The sequence below is a fragment of the Streptacidiphilus albus JL83 genome (genome assembly GCF_000744705.1).
Lineage (GTDB): Bacteria > Actinomycetota > Actinomycetes > Streptomycetales > Streptomycetaceae > Streptacidiphilus > Streptacidiphilus albus.
Window position 1 is genome coordinate 6,919,227 of the sequence record NZ_JQML01000001.1, and the last position, 14,509, is coordinate 6,933,735.

Here is a 14,509-nt window from a genome sequence, read left to right on the forward strand (position 1 = left end):
GTCAGCGGCACCGCCCCGACCACCATGGACCCCGATGACCGCGACCCCGCAGCTGGACGGCGCAGAGCCGGACCTCGAACAGCCGGAACCCGAAGAACCGGACGCCGACCAACCGGACGCCGACCAACCGGACGCCGACCAACCGGGCCTTGAGCCGGAGCCGTCCGGCGGCTTCCAGGTGCGCCTGGACAACTTCGAGGGCCCGTTCGACCTGCTGCTGAGCCTCATCGCCAAGCACAAGCTCGATGTCACCGAGGTCTCCCTGTCGCGGGTCACCGACGAGTTCATCGCCCACATCCGGGCCATGGGGCCGGAGTGGGACCTCGACCTCGCCAGCGAGTTCCTGGTGGTCGCCGCGACCCTGCTGGACCTCAAGGCCGCCCGGCTGCTCCCGGTCGCCGAACTGGAGGACGAGGAGGACCTGGCCCTGCTGGAGGCCCGCGACCTGCTGTTCGCCCGGCTGCTGCAGTACCGGGCCTACAAGCGGATCGCCGCGCTCTTCGCCGAGCGCTGGGCCGCCGAGCTGCGCAGCCGCCCGCGCACGGTCGGCCTGGAGCCGCAGCACGCCGCGCTGCTGCCGGAGGTGGTCATCAGCCTCGGCCCCGAGGGCTTCGCCCGGCTGGCGGCGCGGGCGATGGAGCCCAAGCCCAAGCCGGTGGTCTACGTCGAGCACATCCACACCTCGACGGTCAGCGTCCGGGAGCAGGCCGCGCTGGTGGTCGACCGGCTGCGCGAGCTGGGCGAGGCGAGCTTCCGCGTCCTGGCGGCGGACGCGCCGGACGTGCTCACGGTCGTGGCGCGCTTCCTCGCGCTGCTGGAGCTCTACCGTGAACGGGTGCTGCTCTTCGACCAGCCGGAGGCACTGGGCGAGCTGCTGGTGCGCTGGGTCGGCGCGGAGGGCGCGACGGTCGAGGTCACCGACGAGTTCGACACGCCGCCGACGGAGCGCGCGGCAGAGGAAGGCAAGGGACGAGAGGAAGGCAAGGGACGATGAGCGGCAACGGAGACGGCGGAGCGGAACCCCCCTTCCCGCCCGCGCCCCGGCGGCGGCTGGGGCTGCCCGGCCAGGCCCGGCCGGGGGAGTACCTGGAAACCGTCCTGCGCGAGACCGAGCCGGAGCTCGACGCCCTGCTGCCCGGGTACCCGCTGGCCGACCGCGCGCCCGCGCCCGACCGCGCGCCCGCGCCCGACCGCGCGCCCGCGCCCGACCGCGCGCCGGAGCCCGCTCCTGACCCCGTGCCCGCGCCCGACCCCGCGCCCGACCCCGTGCCCGAGCCGGCGCCGGTGCCGCTGCCGGAGCCTGAGCCGACGCCGGACCCCGGGCCCGCGCCGCTGCCCCCACCGCCGCCGGCACCCGTCCCGGTGCCCGAGCCCCGGCCGCTGCCGGTCCCGGACCCCCGCCCGCTGCCGGTCCCGTCGCCCGCGCCCGCCCCGCCCCCACTGCCGACGTCCGGGCCCCCTTCCCTCGGCGCCGACCCGGGCGCCGACCCGGGCGCCGACCCGGGCGCCGACCCGGGCGCTGACGCGGGCGCCGACGCCGACGAGCTCGCGGAGGTGCCGCTCAAGGCCGCGCTGGAGGCGATCCTCATGATCGTCGACGAGCCCGCCGCCGTCGCCCACCTGGCGGACGTGCTGGAGCGCCCCAAGCGCGCCGTCGCCGCCGCGCTGCGGGAGCTGGCCGCCGAGTACAGCGCCCAGGGACGCGGCTTCGACCTGCGGTTCGTGGCCGGTGGATGGCGCTTCTACAGCCGGGCGAGCTGCGCCCCGGCGGTCGAGCGCTACGTCCTGGACGGGCAGCAGGCGCGGCTGACCCAGGCCGCGCTGGAGACGCTGGCGGTGATCGCCTATCGTCAGCCGGTGTCCCGTTCCCGGGTATCGGCTGTCCGCGGTGTGAACTGTGACGGTGTCATGCGTACCCTGGTACAGAGGGGTCTGGTCGAGGAGACCGGGTCCGAGCCGGAAACGGGAGCCATCCTGTACCGGACAACGCAACAATTTTTGGAACGGATGGGGCTGCGCGGCCTGGATGAGCTGCCGGAGCTGGCCCCCTTCCTGCCTGAGGCCGACGATGTGGAACCGGACTCGCAGGAGGGCTCCGCGATTGCCGAGGCGGTCGCCGCGCAGGGCTAGCAGCAGCTGGCACCGGCGGGGCGGTCGCCACGACGGTCGGGCGGAGCAGGTGACAGGCAGTGGCACCCGCCTTGGGACGCGGCCCGGACGACGGACTCGACAACGGATTTCTTGATGCGTAGCGGTAACAGCAGTAACGGTAACGGTCGGAACAGCGGCGGCAACGGCGGCGGTGCCGGGGGCAACGGGCGCGGCGGGAGCCAGCGCGGTGGCGGCAGCAGTGCGGGCGGCCGGGGGACCGGCGGCGCCCGCGGCGGCCAGCAGGGCGGCCAGCAGGGCGGCCAGCGCCGCAGCGGCAGCGGCTGGGAGAAGGAGGCGCCGCGTCCCGAGCAGCGCTCCTACGACCGTCCGGAGTTCGGGGCGCGCACGCCCAGCCCGGGGCGCTCGGTCGGCCAGATCCGCCCCGGCGCGCTCGGCGGCGGCTCCGGCGCGCGGCGCGGCCCGGCCAAGCCGGTGCGCTCGCGCGAGCTCCAGGCCAAGGTGGAGGACGCCGTCCGCGCCCGCCACGACAAGCCGGCCGTGGTGCTGCCGAAGACCCACGGCGAGCCCGAGGGCGAGCGCCTGCAGAAGGTCCTGGCCCGCGCGGGCATGGGCAGCCGTCGCGCCTGCGAGGAGCTGATCGACCAGGGCCGGGTCGAGGTCAACGGCTCGGTCGTGCGCGAGCAGGGCAAGCGGGTCGACCCGATGCACGACGAGATCAAGGTCGACGGGCTGACCGTCGCCACCCAGTCGTACCTCTTCTTCGCGCTGAACAAGCCGGTCGGCGTGGTCGCGACGATGGAGGACCCGGACGGACGCCAGTGCCTCGGCGACTACGTGAACAACCGGGAGACCCGGCTGTTCCACGTCGGCCGGCTGGACACCGAGACCGAGGGCATCATCCTGCTCACCAACCACGGCGAGCTGGCGCACCGGCTGACCCACCCCAAGTACGGCGTGGTCAAGACCTACCTGGCGGCGATCCAGGGCCCGATCCCGCGCGACCTGGGCAAGACCCTGGCCAAGGGCATCGAGCTGGAGGACGGCTGGGCGCGCGCCGACAGTTTCAAGGTCGTCCAGAACGTGGGCAAGAACTACCTGGTCGAGGTCAGCCTGCACGAGGGCCGCAAGCACATCGTGCGTCGGCTGCTCGCCGAGGCGGGCTTCCCGGTGGAGAAGCTGGTCCGGGTCCAGTTCGGCCCGATCGCGCTGGGCGACCAGAAGTCCGGCTGGCTGCGCCGCCTCACCAACCCCGAGGTCGGCCAGCTGATGAAGGCCGTCGGGCTGTAGTCCGGTGACGGCTGTGTCGGAGGGCGGCGGTGCTGCGGTGACCGGTGACGCTGTGGTGGCGGAGACGGCGCGGCGTTCCCGGCTGAGCCCGGAGCGCGAGACCGAGCTCTACCAGGCGGTGATCGACCTGGTCCGCGAGGTCGGCTACGACGCGATGACGATGGACGCCGTCGCCGCCCGCAGCCATGCCAGCAAGGCGACCCTGTACCGCCAGTGGCAGGGGAAGCCGCAACTGGTCGCGGCGGCGATGCGGCACATCAAGTTCGTCGCGCTGGACCTCGACACCGGGAGCCTGCGCGGCGACCTGTACGAGCTCGCCGGGCAGATCGGGCGCGGGGCCGAGGGCGAGACCGTCTTCATGAACGCGATCGGCCACGCCATCCACCGGGACCCCGAGCTCGGCGTGGCGATGCGGGAGACGCTGATCAACCCCTTCCGGCAGGTGCTGCGGGAGCTGCTGGAGCGGGCGGTGGCACGCGGCGAGGTCCGTGCCGACGCGGCGGCCCTGGACTTCTTCGCCTACGCGCTCTTCGGGGCGCTGCCGGCCCGGAAGATCCTGGACGACCGGTTCGCCGACACGGAGTTCCTGCTCAGCTATGTCGACGCGGTCGTCCTGCCCGCCCTGCTGCACAGCTGACGGTCGGACCGCTCCGCCGGATGCGGCGACCGGATGTGGTGGCCGGATGTGGCGAACACCACGGACGCGACCTATCGAAACGTTTGCGTTTCGATAGGTCGCGTCATAGGTTCTTTCTGTACGAAACCGTTTCGTTCGGAGATTCGTTCGGAGAGAGGCCATGACCAACACAGCCGTCGACGCCCGCGTCGGCACCACCCCGCAGGCGGAACCCGCCCCCGCCCACCGCTGGTGGGTGCTGGCCGTGATCGGCCTCGCCCAGCTGATGGTCGTCCTGGACGCCACCATCGTGAACATCGCGCTGCCCTCGGCCCAGCACGCGCTGGGCTTCAACGACAGCGACCGGCAGTGGGTGGTCACCGCCTACTCGCTGGCCTTCGGCAGCCTGCTGCTGCTGGGCGGACGCCTGGCCGACCTGCTCGGACGGAAGCTGGTCTTCCTGGTCGGCATCGTCGGCTTCGCCGCCTCCTCGGCGCTGGCCGGTGCGGCCGGCGGCTTCGAGGTGCTGGTGGTCGGCCGGGCGCTCCAGGGACTCTTCGGCGCGCTGCTGGCCCCGGCCGCGCTCTCGCTGCTGAACACCACCTTCACCGATGCCAAGGAGCGGGCCAAGGCGTTCGGCATCTTCGGCGCCATCGCCGGCGCGGGCGGCGGCATCGGCCTGCTGCTCGGCGGGCTGCTCACCGAGCACCTGAGCTGGCGCTGGACCCTCTACGTGAACCTGATCTTCGCGGTCCTGGCCTTCACCGGCGGACTGGTCTTCCTCAAGCGCGGCGCGCCGGCCAACCGTCCCAAGCTGGACATCCCCGGTGTGCTGCTGGTGTCGGCCGGGCTCTTCGGGCTGGTCTACGGCTTCTCCAACGCCGAGACCCACCACTGGTCCTCGCCGCAGACCTGGGGCTTCCTCGCCGTCGGCGGCCTGCTGCTGATCGCCTTCACCTGGTGGCAGACCCGGGCCTCGCACCCGCTGCTGCCGCTCCGGGTGCTGCTGCACCGCAACCGGGCCGCGTCCTTCCTGGCGGTGGCGATCTCCGGAGCCGGGATGTTCGGGGTCTTCCTCTTCCTGACCTACTACCTCCAGGCCTCGCTCGGCTACAGCCCGGTCCAGACCGGCCTGGCCTTCCTGCCGATGATCGGCGGGATCATGGTCACCGCCCAGCTCTCCACCAACCTGCTGATCCCGCGCTGGGGCCCGAAGCCGGTGGTGCCGGTCGGCATGGCGATGGCCGTGGTCGGCATGGTCTGGTTCACCACCCTCGGGCTCGGCAGCACCTACGCCGGGAACATCCTGCCGCCGCTGATCATCACCGGCCTCGGCTTCGGTCTGATCCTGCCCCCGGCGATGAGCCTGGCCACCGTCGGCATCGGTCCCTCGGACGCCGGCGTCGCCTCGGCCGCCGTCAACACCATGCAGCAGATCGGCGGCTCCATCGGCACGGCGCTGCTGAACACCCTCGCGGCCAGCGCGGCCAGCGCCTACCTGGTCGGCAGGAAGCTCGACCCGCAGGTCCTGGGCCAGGCCCAGCTGCACAGCTACTCCACCGCCTACTGGTGGTCGGCGGGCTTCTTCGCGGTCGGCATGGTGGTCACCGCCGTGCTCTACCGCAAGGGTCGGATCGAGCAGGACCCGGACGCGCCCAAGGCCATCCACATGTAGTCCGCGCGCGGCGGACGGCGGACGGGGCTCAGCTCCAGAGTGCGAGGGTCGCCCAGCGGCCCTCGCTGTCCCGTTCGACCTCCAGCATCCCGGCCACGGCCGAGCGGTTGACCGGCCCGTAGATGTGCGGGAACGCCTTGCCGCCGGGCTCCGCCGCCTCCCAGCGGACGGCGGAGTCCAGGGCGTCCTCCTCGATCAGCAGCACCATCAGCGGGCCGGGGGTGCGGGCGAAGCGGTCGTTGGCCACGGTGAGGACCGATTCCTCGTCCGCCGAGCAGTGGATGAAGCCCTCCAGCGCCAGCGTGGCCGTGGCGTAGGGGCGGTCGGGGTGCGCCAGCCAGCCGTCGAGTGTCGTCAGGTGGAGAAGCATGCCCCCGTTGTACCCGATTGCCGGGGTCCGGTCACCCGTCGGGCGGGTGGATCTCTCCCGGGTCTGCGGCAGGGCGGCCCGCCGGGCGCCGGTCAGTCGGCGGCGGGCGCCGGCGCGGGCACGGGCGCGGAGGCCGGTCCGCCGAGATGGCCGGCCGCCGCCAGCGCGGCCGTGACCGCGGCCTGGACCTCCGTCGCCGTCACCTCGTCCGCGGCCACCGCCGCCAGCGCCGCGCTCAGCGCGGTCACCTGCGCGGACAGCGCCTTGACCTGCGCCGCCAGCGCGTTGTTCTGCGCGGTCAGCCGGTCGAAGTGGTTGTCGCCGTAGACCAGGTACTCGGCGGCGGCGGTCTGCGCCGGCTGCCCGGCCGCGTCCAGCCGGAACGGGTCCGCCAACGGGTGGGCCCAGACGGCGGCGGCGAGGTCGGCGATGTCCTGCGGGGTCACGATGTCCTCCGGGGGTTGGGGCACAGGGTCCACGCCGGGCCAGTAGGCGGCGACGGCGGACGTGTCGTAGCTGTCGTTGCTGGCGTACTGCTTGGCGATCGCGCCGGTCGGGACGGTCGGGTCGCCGTCGTAGTCGGCGATCCAGTAGTGGGGCGCGGCCACCCCGGCGGCGGTGAAGGCGGCCCTGACGGCGGGCCAGGTCGAGGAGTTGCAGTAGACCGTCGGGTCCACCCCCGCCGCGCGCCGCTTCAGCACCCAACCAGGGGCCTCAGCCGGCGCGGCGTCACCGGTCTCGACGTCCAGCACCACGCCCTCGTCCGCGCCCGCCGTGACGCTGATCCCGACCAGCAGCGCATGCGGGAAGCGGGCCCGCAGGCCCGGCAGATTGGCGTAGACGCCGTTCGCGTACCCGGCCACCAGGGTGGAGTCGGCGGGCACGGACGCGGGGTCCACCGAGTCGAACATCAGCCGTGGCATCGGAGGTCTCCTGGGCGCTCGGGTCCGGTGCGGACGCGGCGAACCGCCCCCGTGCTCCCACGACGAACGACCCGGACCGCCCCGCTGCCCCCACCCTGCCCGCTCCGGCCCCGGCGTACTCCTCGCCGCCCACCCAATCGGAGCCATGCGCTCCGCCGCGCGCCCCCCCGGCGCGGGTCGGGAACCGGACGGAGTGCGCGGCACTGCTGCGGCAACTGGTCGATAGTGATGGACTTGATCCATGACACACGACCCTCAGCTCTACCCCGCAGACCGCATCGTCCGCGCGCAGAAGGCGGCGGCCGACGCCGGGCTGGACGCGCTGCTCGTCTCGCCCGGCCCCGACCTGCGCTATCTCACCGGGTACGAGGCACAGCCGCTGGAGCGGCTGACCTGTCTGGTCGCGCCCGCCTACAGTGCGCCGTTCCTGGTGGTCCCGCTGCTGGAGCGGCCCGCGGCGGAGGTCTCGCCGGCCGGTGCGCTGGAGCTGGAGATCATCGGCTGGCAGGAGACCGACGACCCGTACGCGCTGGTCGCCTCGCGGCTGCCGTCCGGGATCCGCCGGATCGGACTGGACAACCACATGTGGGCGGAGAAGGTGCTGGCCTTCCGGGACGCCTTCCCCGGGGCGGAGCAGGCGCTGGCCGGGGACGCGCTGGCGGGGCTGCGGATCCGGAAGTCCGAGGCCGAGGTGCGGGCGCTGAACGAGGCGGCGACGGCCATCGACGCCGTGCACCTGTCGATGGGGCAGTGGCTGCGGGCCGGGCGGACCGAGCGCGAGGTGGGCAAGGACATCGCGGACGCGATCATCGGCGCGGGCCACGCCACCGTGGACTTCGTGATCGTCGCCTCGGGGCCGAACGGCGCCAGCCCGCACGCGGAGGTCTCGGACCGGGTGATCCAGCCGGGCGACCCGGTGGTGGTGGACATCGGCGGCACCATGCCGTCCGGCTACTGCTCCGACTCCACCCGCAACTACTGCGTGGGCGAGCCGCCGGAGGAGTACCTGCGGGCCTACGGCGTGCTGCTGGCGGCGCAGACCGCGCAGACCCAGTCGGTGGTGCCGGGGATGACCGCCGAGCAGCTGGACGCGATCGGCCGCGACCTGATCGCGGGCGAGGGCTACGGCGACTACTTCATCCACCGCACCGGCCACGGCATCGGCCTGGACACCCACGAGGAGCCGTACATCGTCGCGGGCTCGCAGCGGGTGCTGGAGCCGGGGATGGCCTTCTCGGTCGAGCCGGGGATCTACCTGCCGGGGAAGTACGGCGCGCGGATCGAGGACATCGTGGTCTGCACCGAGACCGGCGGCGAGCGGCTCAACGTCACCTCGCGGGAGCTGCGGATCCTGGCGTAGCCAGTCGGTCGGGCGGGCAGTCGGTCGGGCGGGCACGGCACCCGGTTCGGGGCCGAGCCCGCCGACGTCGCCGGGCACGGCGCGTGGAGAATGGCGCCATGACCGAGACTGCCGCTGAATTCCTGGTGGTCGGCGAGTGCGTCGCCGACATCGTCCGTGCCGTCGGGCGGCCGGATGTGCCGCATCCCGGCGGCAGCCCGGCCAACGTGGCCTACGGGCTGGCCCGGTTGGGCAGGCCGACCGCGCTGCTCACCCAGCTCGGTGCCGACGAACCGGGCGCGCTGATCGCCGCGCATCTGCGCTCCGGCGGCGTCCGGCTGCTCTCCGACGGGCAGTCGGATGTCCGCACCCCCACGGCGGTGGTGTCGCTGGACGCCGACGGAAGGGCCGACTACGCCTTCGACATCGCCTGGACGCTGCGCCCGACCGCGCTGCCGTTCGCTCCCCGCCACCTCCATCTCGGCTCCATCGCCGCCGTGGCCGAGCCGGGCGCGGACGCCGTGCTCGACCTGGCCGCATCGCTGCGGGGGCGCGCCACCATCAGCTACGACCCGAATGTCCGACCGCAGTTGATGGGGGACCGGACCCGGGCGCTGCGCCGGGTCGAGGACTGCGTCGCGCTCAGCGACGTGGTCAAGGCCAGCGACGAGGACCTGGCCTGGCTCTACCCGGGCGAGCCGGAGCAGGCGGTGGTCGACCGCTGGCTGGCGCTGGGGTCGGCCCTGGTGCTGATCACCCGGGGCGGCGCCGGCGCCTCGGCCCGGACCAGGGACGGTTCGGCGGTGGTCCCCGCCCGGCGGGTGACGGTGGTGGACACGGTCGGGGCCGGCGACTCCTTCATGTCGGCCGCCCTCGACGCGCTCGCCGAGCTCGCACCCGGCCGGGCGGAGCCGGCCGCGCTCGACGACGACGCCCTCGGCGTGGTGCTGCGCCGGGCGGCGACGGCGGCCGCGGTCACCGTCTCCCGCGCGGGGGCCAATCCGCCCTCGGCGGCGGAGCTGGGGGCGGCGCTGTCCGCCTGAGCGCGGCGCGCGGAACCGGGGGCGGTGCTCCCGCTGTGACCCGGCTCAGCGCGGCGGGCGGTGCTGCGCTGCGCGGTGCTGCGGCGGGCGCTGGTGCGGGGGCAGCAGCAGGTCGGCCAGGGTGGCGGCGCAGGCGCGGGCGCGGCTGAGGAACCAGGGCAGGTGCGCGTCGGTCAGCACCTCCGGCGTGGACCGGACGGCCAGTGCGCTGTGCACCCGCTCGTCGGCGTCCAGCACCGGGACGGCCAGGGCGCGGACGCCCACGGCCGACTCGCCGTCGTTGAGCGCGTAGCCGACGGCGCGGACCTTGACCAGTTCGGCGCGCAGCTCCTCGGGGTCGACCAGGGTGCGGTCGGTCTGCGGGGTGAGCGGGCCGAGTGCGTCGAGGTCGTCCTCGCCGGGGCCGGCCCAGGCCAGCAGGACCTTGCCGAGGGCGGTCGAGTGCAGCGGTCGGCGCAGCCCCAGGCCGGTGCTGGGCTCGACCGAGCCGCCGACCAGGATCACCGCGTGGACGCCGTCGCGGATCGCCAGGTCGGCGGTGGCGGCGGTGACCCGGGCCAGTTCGTCCAGGGCGGGCACGGCCTGGTGCAACCCGCGCTGGTGCAGCGAGAGTTGGCCGAGCTCGGCGATCGAGGGGCCGAGCCGGTAGCGGGCGGTGTGCGGGTCCTGGTCCAGGAACCCGGCCAGCACCAGGGTGCGGGCCAGCCGGTGCGCGGTGGACACCGAGAGCCCCATCCGCCGGGCCAGGTCGGAGGCGCTGAGGTCGCCCGCGTTGTCGCGGAAGCAGTGCAGCACGCCCAGGGCGCGGCTGACGGCCTGGGCCCCGGTCGGTGTCTTCGCAGCGGTCGCGTGCTCCATGCTGGTGCCCCCATAGACGCTGTCCGGCACCGCTGTTGACTGCGCGCTGCCGGTCCTGCGGGCCCCCGCGGCGCCCGGACCAAGAATGGTTGGCCTCGTACGATCTGGCAAATATTGCAGCCGGATGAACGCGTGATGGCCCAGGCTGAAGTATCGGTCCGCCGACAGATCCCATGATGTGGGAAATATTGCGTCGGCTTGCCAGATCGTGGAAACCTTTCGGCACCAAGCAGGAACGAGCGGGAGGGAGCAGCACGATGACCACGCCTCGGCTGCACGCCCCCGTGCTCCCGCCGCTGCGGGCCCTGCCCGCACTGGTGACCCGCCGTCACATCGACCTGGCCCGCGTCTCCAGCACCAGCTGTCGCTGACCCCGCCCCGCGCGACCGCGCGGACCGCACCACCACTCCTCCCACACTGCGCCGTGGCCTGCCCGCGCGGTCCCCCCTCCGCGCGCCGCGGTCCGTCCGCGCGCTCCGCGTCCCACCCGATCCGGGAGCCCCTGTCCATGGACGAACTCTGGTTCACCCGTTGCCCCGTGCCCACCGCCACCGGGATCGCCGCCGACCGGGGCCGGCTGGCCCGGGAGTTCGCGCCCGACGGCATCACCGTCCGCTCGCTGCAGGACGCGCCGGCTGCGGTCGCCGCCGACCACCACTACACCCACGCCCTGGACGGGCTCTTCCGCGAGGGCGGCAACGTCCCGGCGCTGTGGGCGCGTTCACGCGGCGAGGCGACCCGGCTGATCGGCCTGACCTGGATCGAGGAGCGGCAGTCGGTGCTGGTCCGGGCCGACAGCGAGCTGCGCGAACCCGCCCAGCTGCGCGGACGCCGGCTCGCCGTGCCGGTGCACGGCATCGCCATCGACTTCTGGCGGGCGATGGCGCTGGCCGGCTTCTCCGGTGCGCTCTCGCTCGCCGGACTCACCCTGGCCGACGCCGAGTTGGTGGAGGTGCCGGGCTCGCCGCGCGGTCAGTGGGAGGGCGAGCTGGAGGCGCTGCGGGAGGGCAGGGTCGACGCCGTCTACGTGAAGGGCGCGCTCGCGGTCGAGGCCGCCCAGCGCTTCGGCGCGGTCGTCGCGATCGACCTGGACGCCGCCGAGGACCGCCGGGCCCGGGTCAACAACGGCACGCCCCGTCCGATCACCGTCCACCAGCGGCTCCTCGACGACCGCCCCGACCTGGTGGTCCGCTTCCTGACGGTGCTGCTGGAGGCCGCCGACTGGGCCCGGGACCAGCCCGAGGAGCTGGCCCGGATCCTCGGCGCGGAGACCGGGGCCGGCTCGGTCGGCGTCGCCGGGGCCTACCGCCCGGACACCGGCCGCAATCTCGGCCTCGACCTCTCCGAGGAGCGGCTGGAGCTGCTGGCGCGGCAGGAGCGGTTCCTGCACGCCCAGGGCTTCCTGGCCGCGCCCGTCGCCGTCCGCGACTGGGCCGCCCCCGAACCGCTGCGGCAGGCCCGCGCCCTGCTCGCCGAACGCGCCGCCGTCATCGGCTGACGTTCAGTCAATCCTCCCGCCCGACAACGACCGAAGGAATCCGACCATGAAGCTCCGCCGCTACCCGCTCGCCGCGCTGGCCGCCGCCTCCCTGCTCGGCCTGGCCGCCTGCGCCTCCTCGGGCACCGCCGACACCGCGAAGAGCGCCGCCGGTGGCAGCTCCGGAGGGAGCAGCCAGGAGACGGTGATCCGGATACCCGACGGCGGCAACTCCGGGGTGCTCGCCCTCGGCCGCAAGGACGGCTCGCTGGCGAGAGCCCTGGCCGCGGTCCACGCCAAGGTCGTCTGGACCGGTACCGCCGGCGCCTTCGCCCCCGCCGCCCAGGAGTTGGACGCCAACGAGCTGGACGTCGCCGAGGGCTCGATCACCTCCGCGACCACCGCGCTGACCCAGAGCCCCGGCTTCAAGCTCTTCGCCGCCGTCGCCCCGGACAAGCTGGGCGAGGGCATCCTGGTGAAGAACGGCTCGCCGATCACCAGCGTCCAGGACCTGGTCGGCAAGAAGATCGCCGTCTGGCACGGCGGCACCAGCGAGTACCTGCTGCTCAAGGCCCTGCAGCAGAACAACGTCCCGGTGGACAAGGTCACCCGGGTCTACCTCCAGCCCAACCAGGTCGCGCCGGTCTTCGCCTCCGGCCAGGTCGACGCCTGGTCCACCTGGGCCACCTACTCCATCCCGGCCATCGCCAACACCGGGGCGCACTTCCTGGTCACCGGGGGCCAGGTCGACTCCGACAACTACGCGGTGTGGGCGGTGCGGACGGCCTTCGCCCAGCAGCACCCCGCCGTGGTCGAGGCGCTCTACCAGTACCTGCACGACAACGGTCTGAAGCAGCAGCAGGACCCGGCGGCCTACATCAACGTGGACACCACCGCCGGGCCGCAGGCGGTCAGCCCGGCCCAGAAGGCGGTGGAGCTGCCGATCGACGCCGCCGACGGCACCGCGCTGCCGATCACCGCCGCCGACCTGGTCCGCTTCCACGCCGTGGCGCAGTTCTTCGCCGACCAGAAGATCACCCAGGGCTTCTTCGACGTGACGCCCTACATCCTCGACATCAACGCGCTGCCCGGCGGTGCCGGATGAGCGCCGTCGTCGAAGGACCGGCGGTCGGGCAGCAGCAGGTGCCGGCCGCGGTCGCCGGGCTGGTCGCCCCGCGCCCGCAGCTCGCCCGGCCGCGTCCGCCGGCGCTCAGCCTGGGCCTGCGGCTGCTGGGTCCGCTCGCCCTGCTCGGCGGCTGGACCTGGGCCTCCGCCAGCGGGGCGCTGAGCCCCACCCTGCTCGCCTCGCCCGGCTCGGTGCTCAGCGCCCTCCGGGAACTCTGGGACAGCGGCCAGTACACGGACGCGCTGGAGGTCTCGCTCACCCGGGCCGGCCTGGGCCTGCTGTTCGGCCTGGCCGTCGGTCTCACCCTGGGCGTGCTCACCGGCTTCTCCCGGCTCGGTGAGGAACTGCTGGACTCCACCGTCCAACTGCTGCGCACCATCCCCTTCCTGTCCCTGGTCCCGCTGTTCATGGTCTGGTTCGGGATCGGCGAGTCGGCCCGGATCGTGCTGATCGCCACGGCCACCGCCTTCCCGATGTACGTGTCCAGCTCGGGCGGGGTCCGCAACACCGACCGCAAGCTGGTCGAGGCCATGCGCAGCTTCGGCATGGGCCGGCTGGCCGTGGTCAGGGAGGTGGTGCTGCCCGGTGCGCTGCCGGCGCTGCTGTCCGGACTGCGGCTGTCGATGACGCTGAGCGTGATCGCGCTGATCGCCGCCGAGGAGATCAACTCCACCTCCGGCATCGGCTTCCTGATGTCCACGGCACAGGAGTACTCGCGCACCGACATCCTCACCGTCTGCATCCTCACCTACGCCCTGCTGGGGCTGCTCGCCGACGCCGTGGTCCGGGTGCTGGAGCGGCTGCTCATGCCCTGGCGCACCCAGGGAGCCCGCCGATGACCGCCGCACGCACGACCGCCGCACGCACGACCGCAGCACGCACGACCGCCGCCCACACGACCGCCGGATCCGCGGGCGCCGACGGCTCGACCGGGGTTGACCCCGGGACCGCCGTCCACCTGCGCGGGCTGCGCCGTACCTTCGGTGCCCGCCACGTCCTGGACGGACTCGACCTGGACATCGCCCGGGGCGAGTTCCTGGCCCTGCTCGGCGCCAGCGGCACCGGCAAGACCACGCTGCTGCGCATCCTCGGCGCGCTGGACCGGCACGACGAGGGCACCGTCCTCGTCCCCGAGGCCAGGACCATCGTCTTCCAGGAACCCCGGCTGATCCCCTCGAAGAAGGTGCTGGCCAATGTCACGGTCGCGCTGCCGCGCGGCGCGGCGACCCGGGAGACGGGCCTGCGCGCGCTGACCGAGGTCGGCCTGGAGGGCCACGCCGACGCCTGGCCGGCCACCCTGTCCGGCGGCGAGGCGCAGCGGGTCGCGCTGGCCCGCGCCCTGGTCCGGGAGCCGGAACTGCTGCTGCTGGACGAGCCCTTCGCCGCGCTGGACGCGCTGACCCGGCTGCGGATGCAGGACCTGGTCGGCGAGCTCTGCCGGCGGCACCGCCCGGCCGTGCTGCTGGTCACCCACGACGTCGACGAGGCCGTCCGGCTCGCCGACCGGGTCGCCGTGCTGCGCGACGGACGGCTGGTCACCGACGAGCGGATCGCCATCGACCACCCGCGCGACAGCGCCGACCCGGCCTTCACCGCCCTGCGCCGCCGGCTCCTCGCCGACCTCGGCGTGCACGACCACGCCGTACCGCCACCGCCCGCCCCCACCACCCCGACGGAGTGATC

General features: G+C 73.9%; 15 protein-coding genes. 12 read left to right on the forward strand and 3 right to left on the reverse strand.

Going from position 1 to position 14,509, the window contains the following annotated elements; all coding sequences use genetic code 11:
- Positions 1–34 precede the first annotated feature (34 nt).
- The 5 genes from BS75_RS30400 to BS75_RS30420 all read left to right on the forward strand — a co-directional run bounded on the left by BS75_RS30400 (position 35) and on the right by BS75_RS30420 (position 5,690).
- Entirely contained in the window at positions 35–994 is a 960-nt protein-coding gene (locus BS75_RS30400) for a segregation and condensation protein A (RefSeq protein ID WP_052069794.1), read from the forward strand.
- Between the two features lie 560 nt (positions 995–1,554).
- Complete coding sequence (gene scpB / locus BS75_RS30405; protein ID WP_034094059.1) at positions 1,555–2,130, forward strand: SMC-Scp complex subunit ScpB; 576 nt, start codon at positions 1,555–1,557, stop codon at positions 2,128–2,130.
- A gap of 114 nt (positions 2,131–2,244) precedes the next feature.
- Positions 2,245–3,399, forward strand: a complete 1,155-nt coding sequence (locus BS75_RS30410) for a pseudouridine synthase (RefSeq protein ID WP_034090555.1) — start codon at positions 2,245–2,247, stop codon at positions 3,397–3,399.
- A gap of 37 nt (positions 3,400–3,436) precedes the next feature.
- A complete protein-coding gene (locus BS75_RS30415; protein WP_231607929.1) occupies positions 3,437–4,036 on the forward strand; it encodes a TetR/AcrR family transcriptional regulator in 600 nt (199 codons plus the stop codon).
- Positions 4,037–4,196: 160 nt separating this feature from the next.
- Entirely contained in the window at positions 4,197–5,690 is a 1,494-nt protein-coding gene (locus BS75_RS30420) for an MFS transporter (protein ID WP_034090556.1), read from the forward strand.
- A 28-nt stretch (positions 5,691–5,718) separates the two neighbouring features.
- Here BS75_RS30420 and BS75_RS30425 read toward each other — a convergent pair whose 3' ends face one another.
- Both BS75_RS30425 and BS75_RS44950 read right to left on the reverse strand, forming a co-directional pair.
- Complete coding sequence (locus BS75_RS30425) at positions 5,719–6,060, reverse strand: DUF952 domain-containing protein (RefSeq protein ID WP_034090557.1); 342 nt, start codon at positions 6,058–6,060, stop codon at positions 5,719–5,721.
- Between the two features lie 92 nt (positions 6,061–6,152).
- Positions 6,153–6,983: a glycoside hydrolase family 25 domain-containing protein gene (locus BS75_RS44950; protein WP_052069795.1), complete on the reverse strand. Its 831-nt coding sequence runs from the start codon at positions 6,981–6,983 to the stop codon at positions 6,153–6,155.
- Positions 6,984–7,224: 241 nt separating this feature from the next.
- Between BS75_RS44950 and BS75_RS30435 the strand changes: the two genes are divergently transcribed.
- Positions 7,225–8,343, forward strand: a complete 1,119-nt coding sequence (locus BS75_RS30435; protein ID WP_034090558.1) for a M24 family metallopeptidase — start codon at positions 7,225–7,227, stop codon at positions 8,341–8,343.
- Between the two features lie 98 nt (positions 8,344–8,441).
- Complete coding sequence (locus BS75_RS30440) at positions 8,442–9,365, forward strand: carbohydrate kinase family protein (RefSeq protein WP_034090559.1); 924 nt, start codon at positions 8,442–8,444, stop codon at positions 9,363–9,365.
- Between the two features lie 45 nt (positions 9,366–9,410).
- On the opposite strand, the gene BS75_RS30445 is transcribed toward BS75_RS30440, so the two are convergent.
- On the reverse strand, positions 9,411–10,223 hold the full coding sequence (locus BS75_RS30445; RefSeq protein ID WP_034094062.1) for an IclR family transcriptional regulator: 813 nt from the start codon (positions 10,221–10,223) through the stop codon (positions 9,411–9,413).
- A 257-nt stretch (positions 10,224–10,480) separates the two neighbouring features.
- On the opposite strand from BS75_RS30445, the gene BS75_RS51980 reads away from it, so the two are divergent.
- The 5 genes from BS75_RS51980 (at position 10,481) to BS75_RS30465 (ending at position 14,507) form a co-directional block, all read left to right on the forward strand.
- On the forward strand, positions 10,481–10,594 hold the full coding sequence (locus BS75_RS51980; protein WP_331281449.1) for a putative leader peptide: 114 nt from the start codon (positions 10,481–10,483) through the stop codon (positions 10,592–10,594).
- A gap of 137 nt (positions 10,595–10,731) precedes the next feature.
- Positions 10,732–11,721: an ABC transporter substrate-binding protein gene (locus BS75_RS30450; RefSeq protein WP_034090560.1), complete on the forward strand. Its 990-nt coding sequence runs from the start codon at positions 10,732–10,734 to the stop codon at positions 11,719–11,721.
- 46 nt (positions 11,722–11,767) lie between these two features.
- Positions 11,768–12,805, forward strand: coding sequence for an NrtA/SsuA/CpmA family ABC transporter substrate-binding protein (locus BS75_RS30455; RefSeq protein ID WP_034090561.1), 1,038 nt, complete (start codon positions 11,768–11,770; stop codon positions 12,803–12,805).
- The gene (locus BS75_RS30460) at positions 12,802–13,665 is read left to right on the forward strand and encodes an ABC transporter permease (protein ID WP_042439761.1); all 864 of its coding nucleotides are present in this window, start codon (positions 12,802–12,804) and stop codon (positions 13,663–13,665) included. Before BS75_RS30455 ends, BS75_RS30460 begins: the two co-directional genes overlap by 4 nt.
- Positions 13,662–14,507, forward strand: a complete 846-nt coding sequence (locus BS75_RS30465) for an ABC transporter ATP-binding protein (protein WP_081982716.1) — start codon at positions 13,662–13,664, stop codon at positions 14,505–14,507. Before BS75_RS30460 ends, BS75_RS30465 begins: the two co-directional genes overlap by 4 nt.
- Positions 14,508–14,509: the final 2 nt, after the last annotated feature.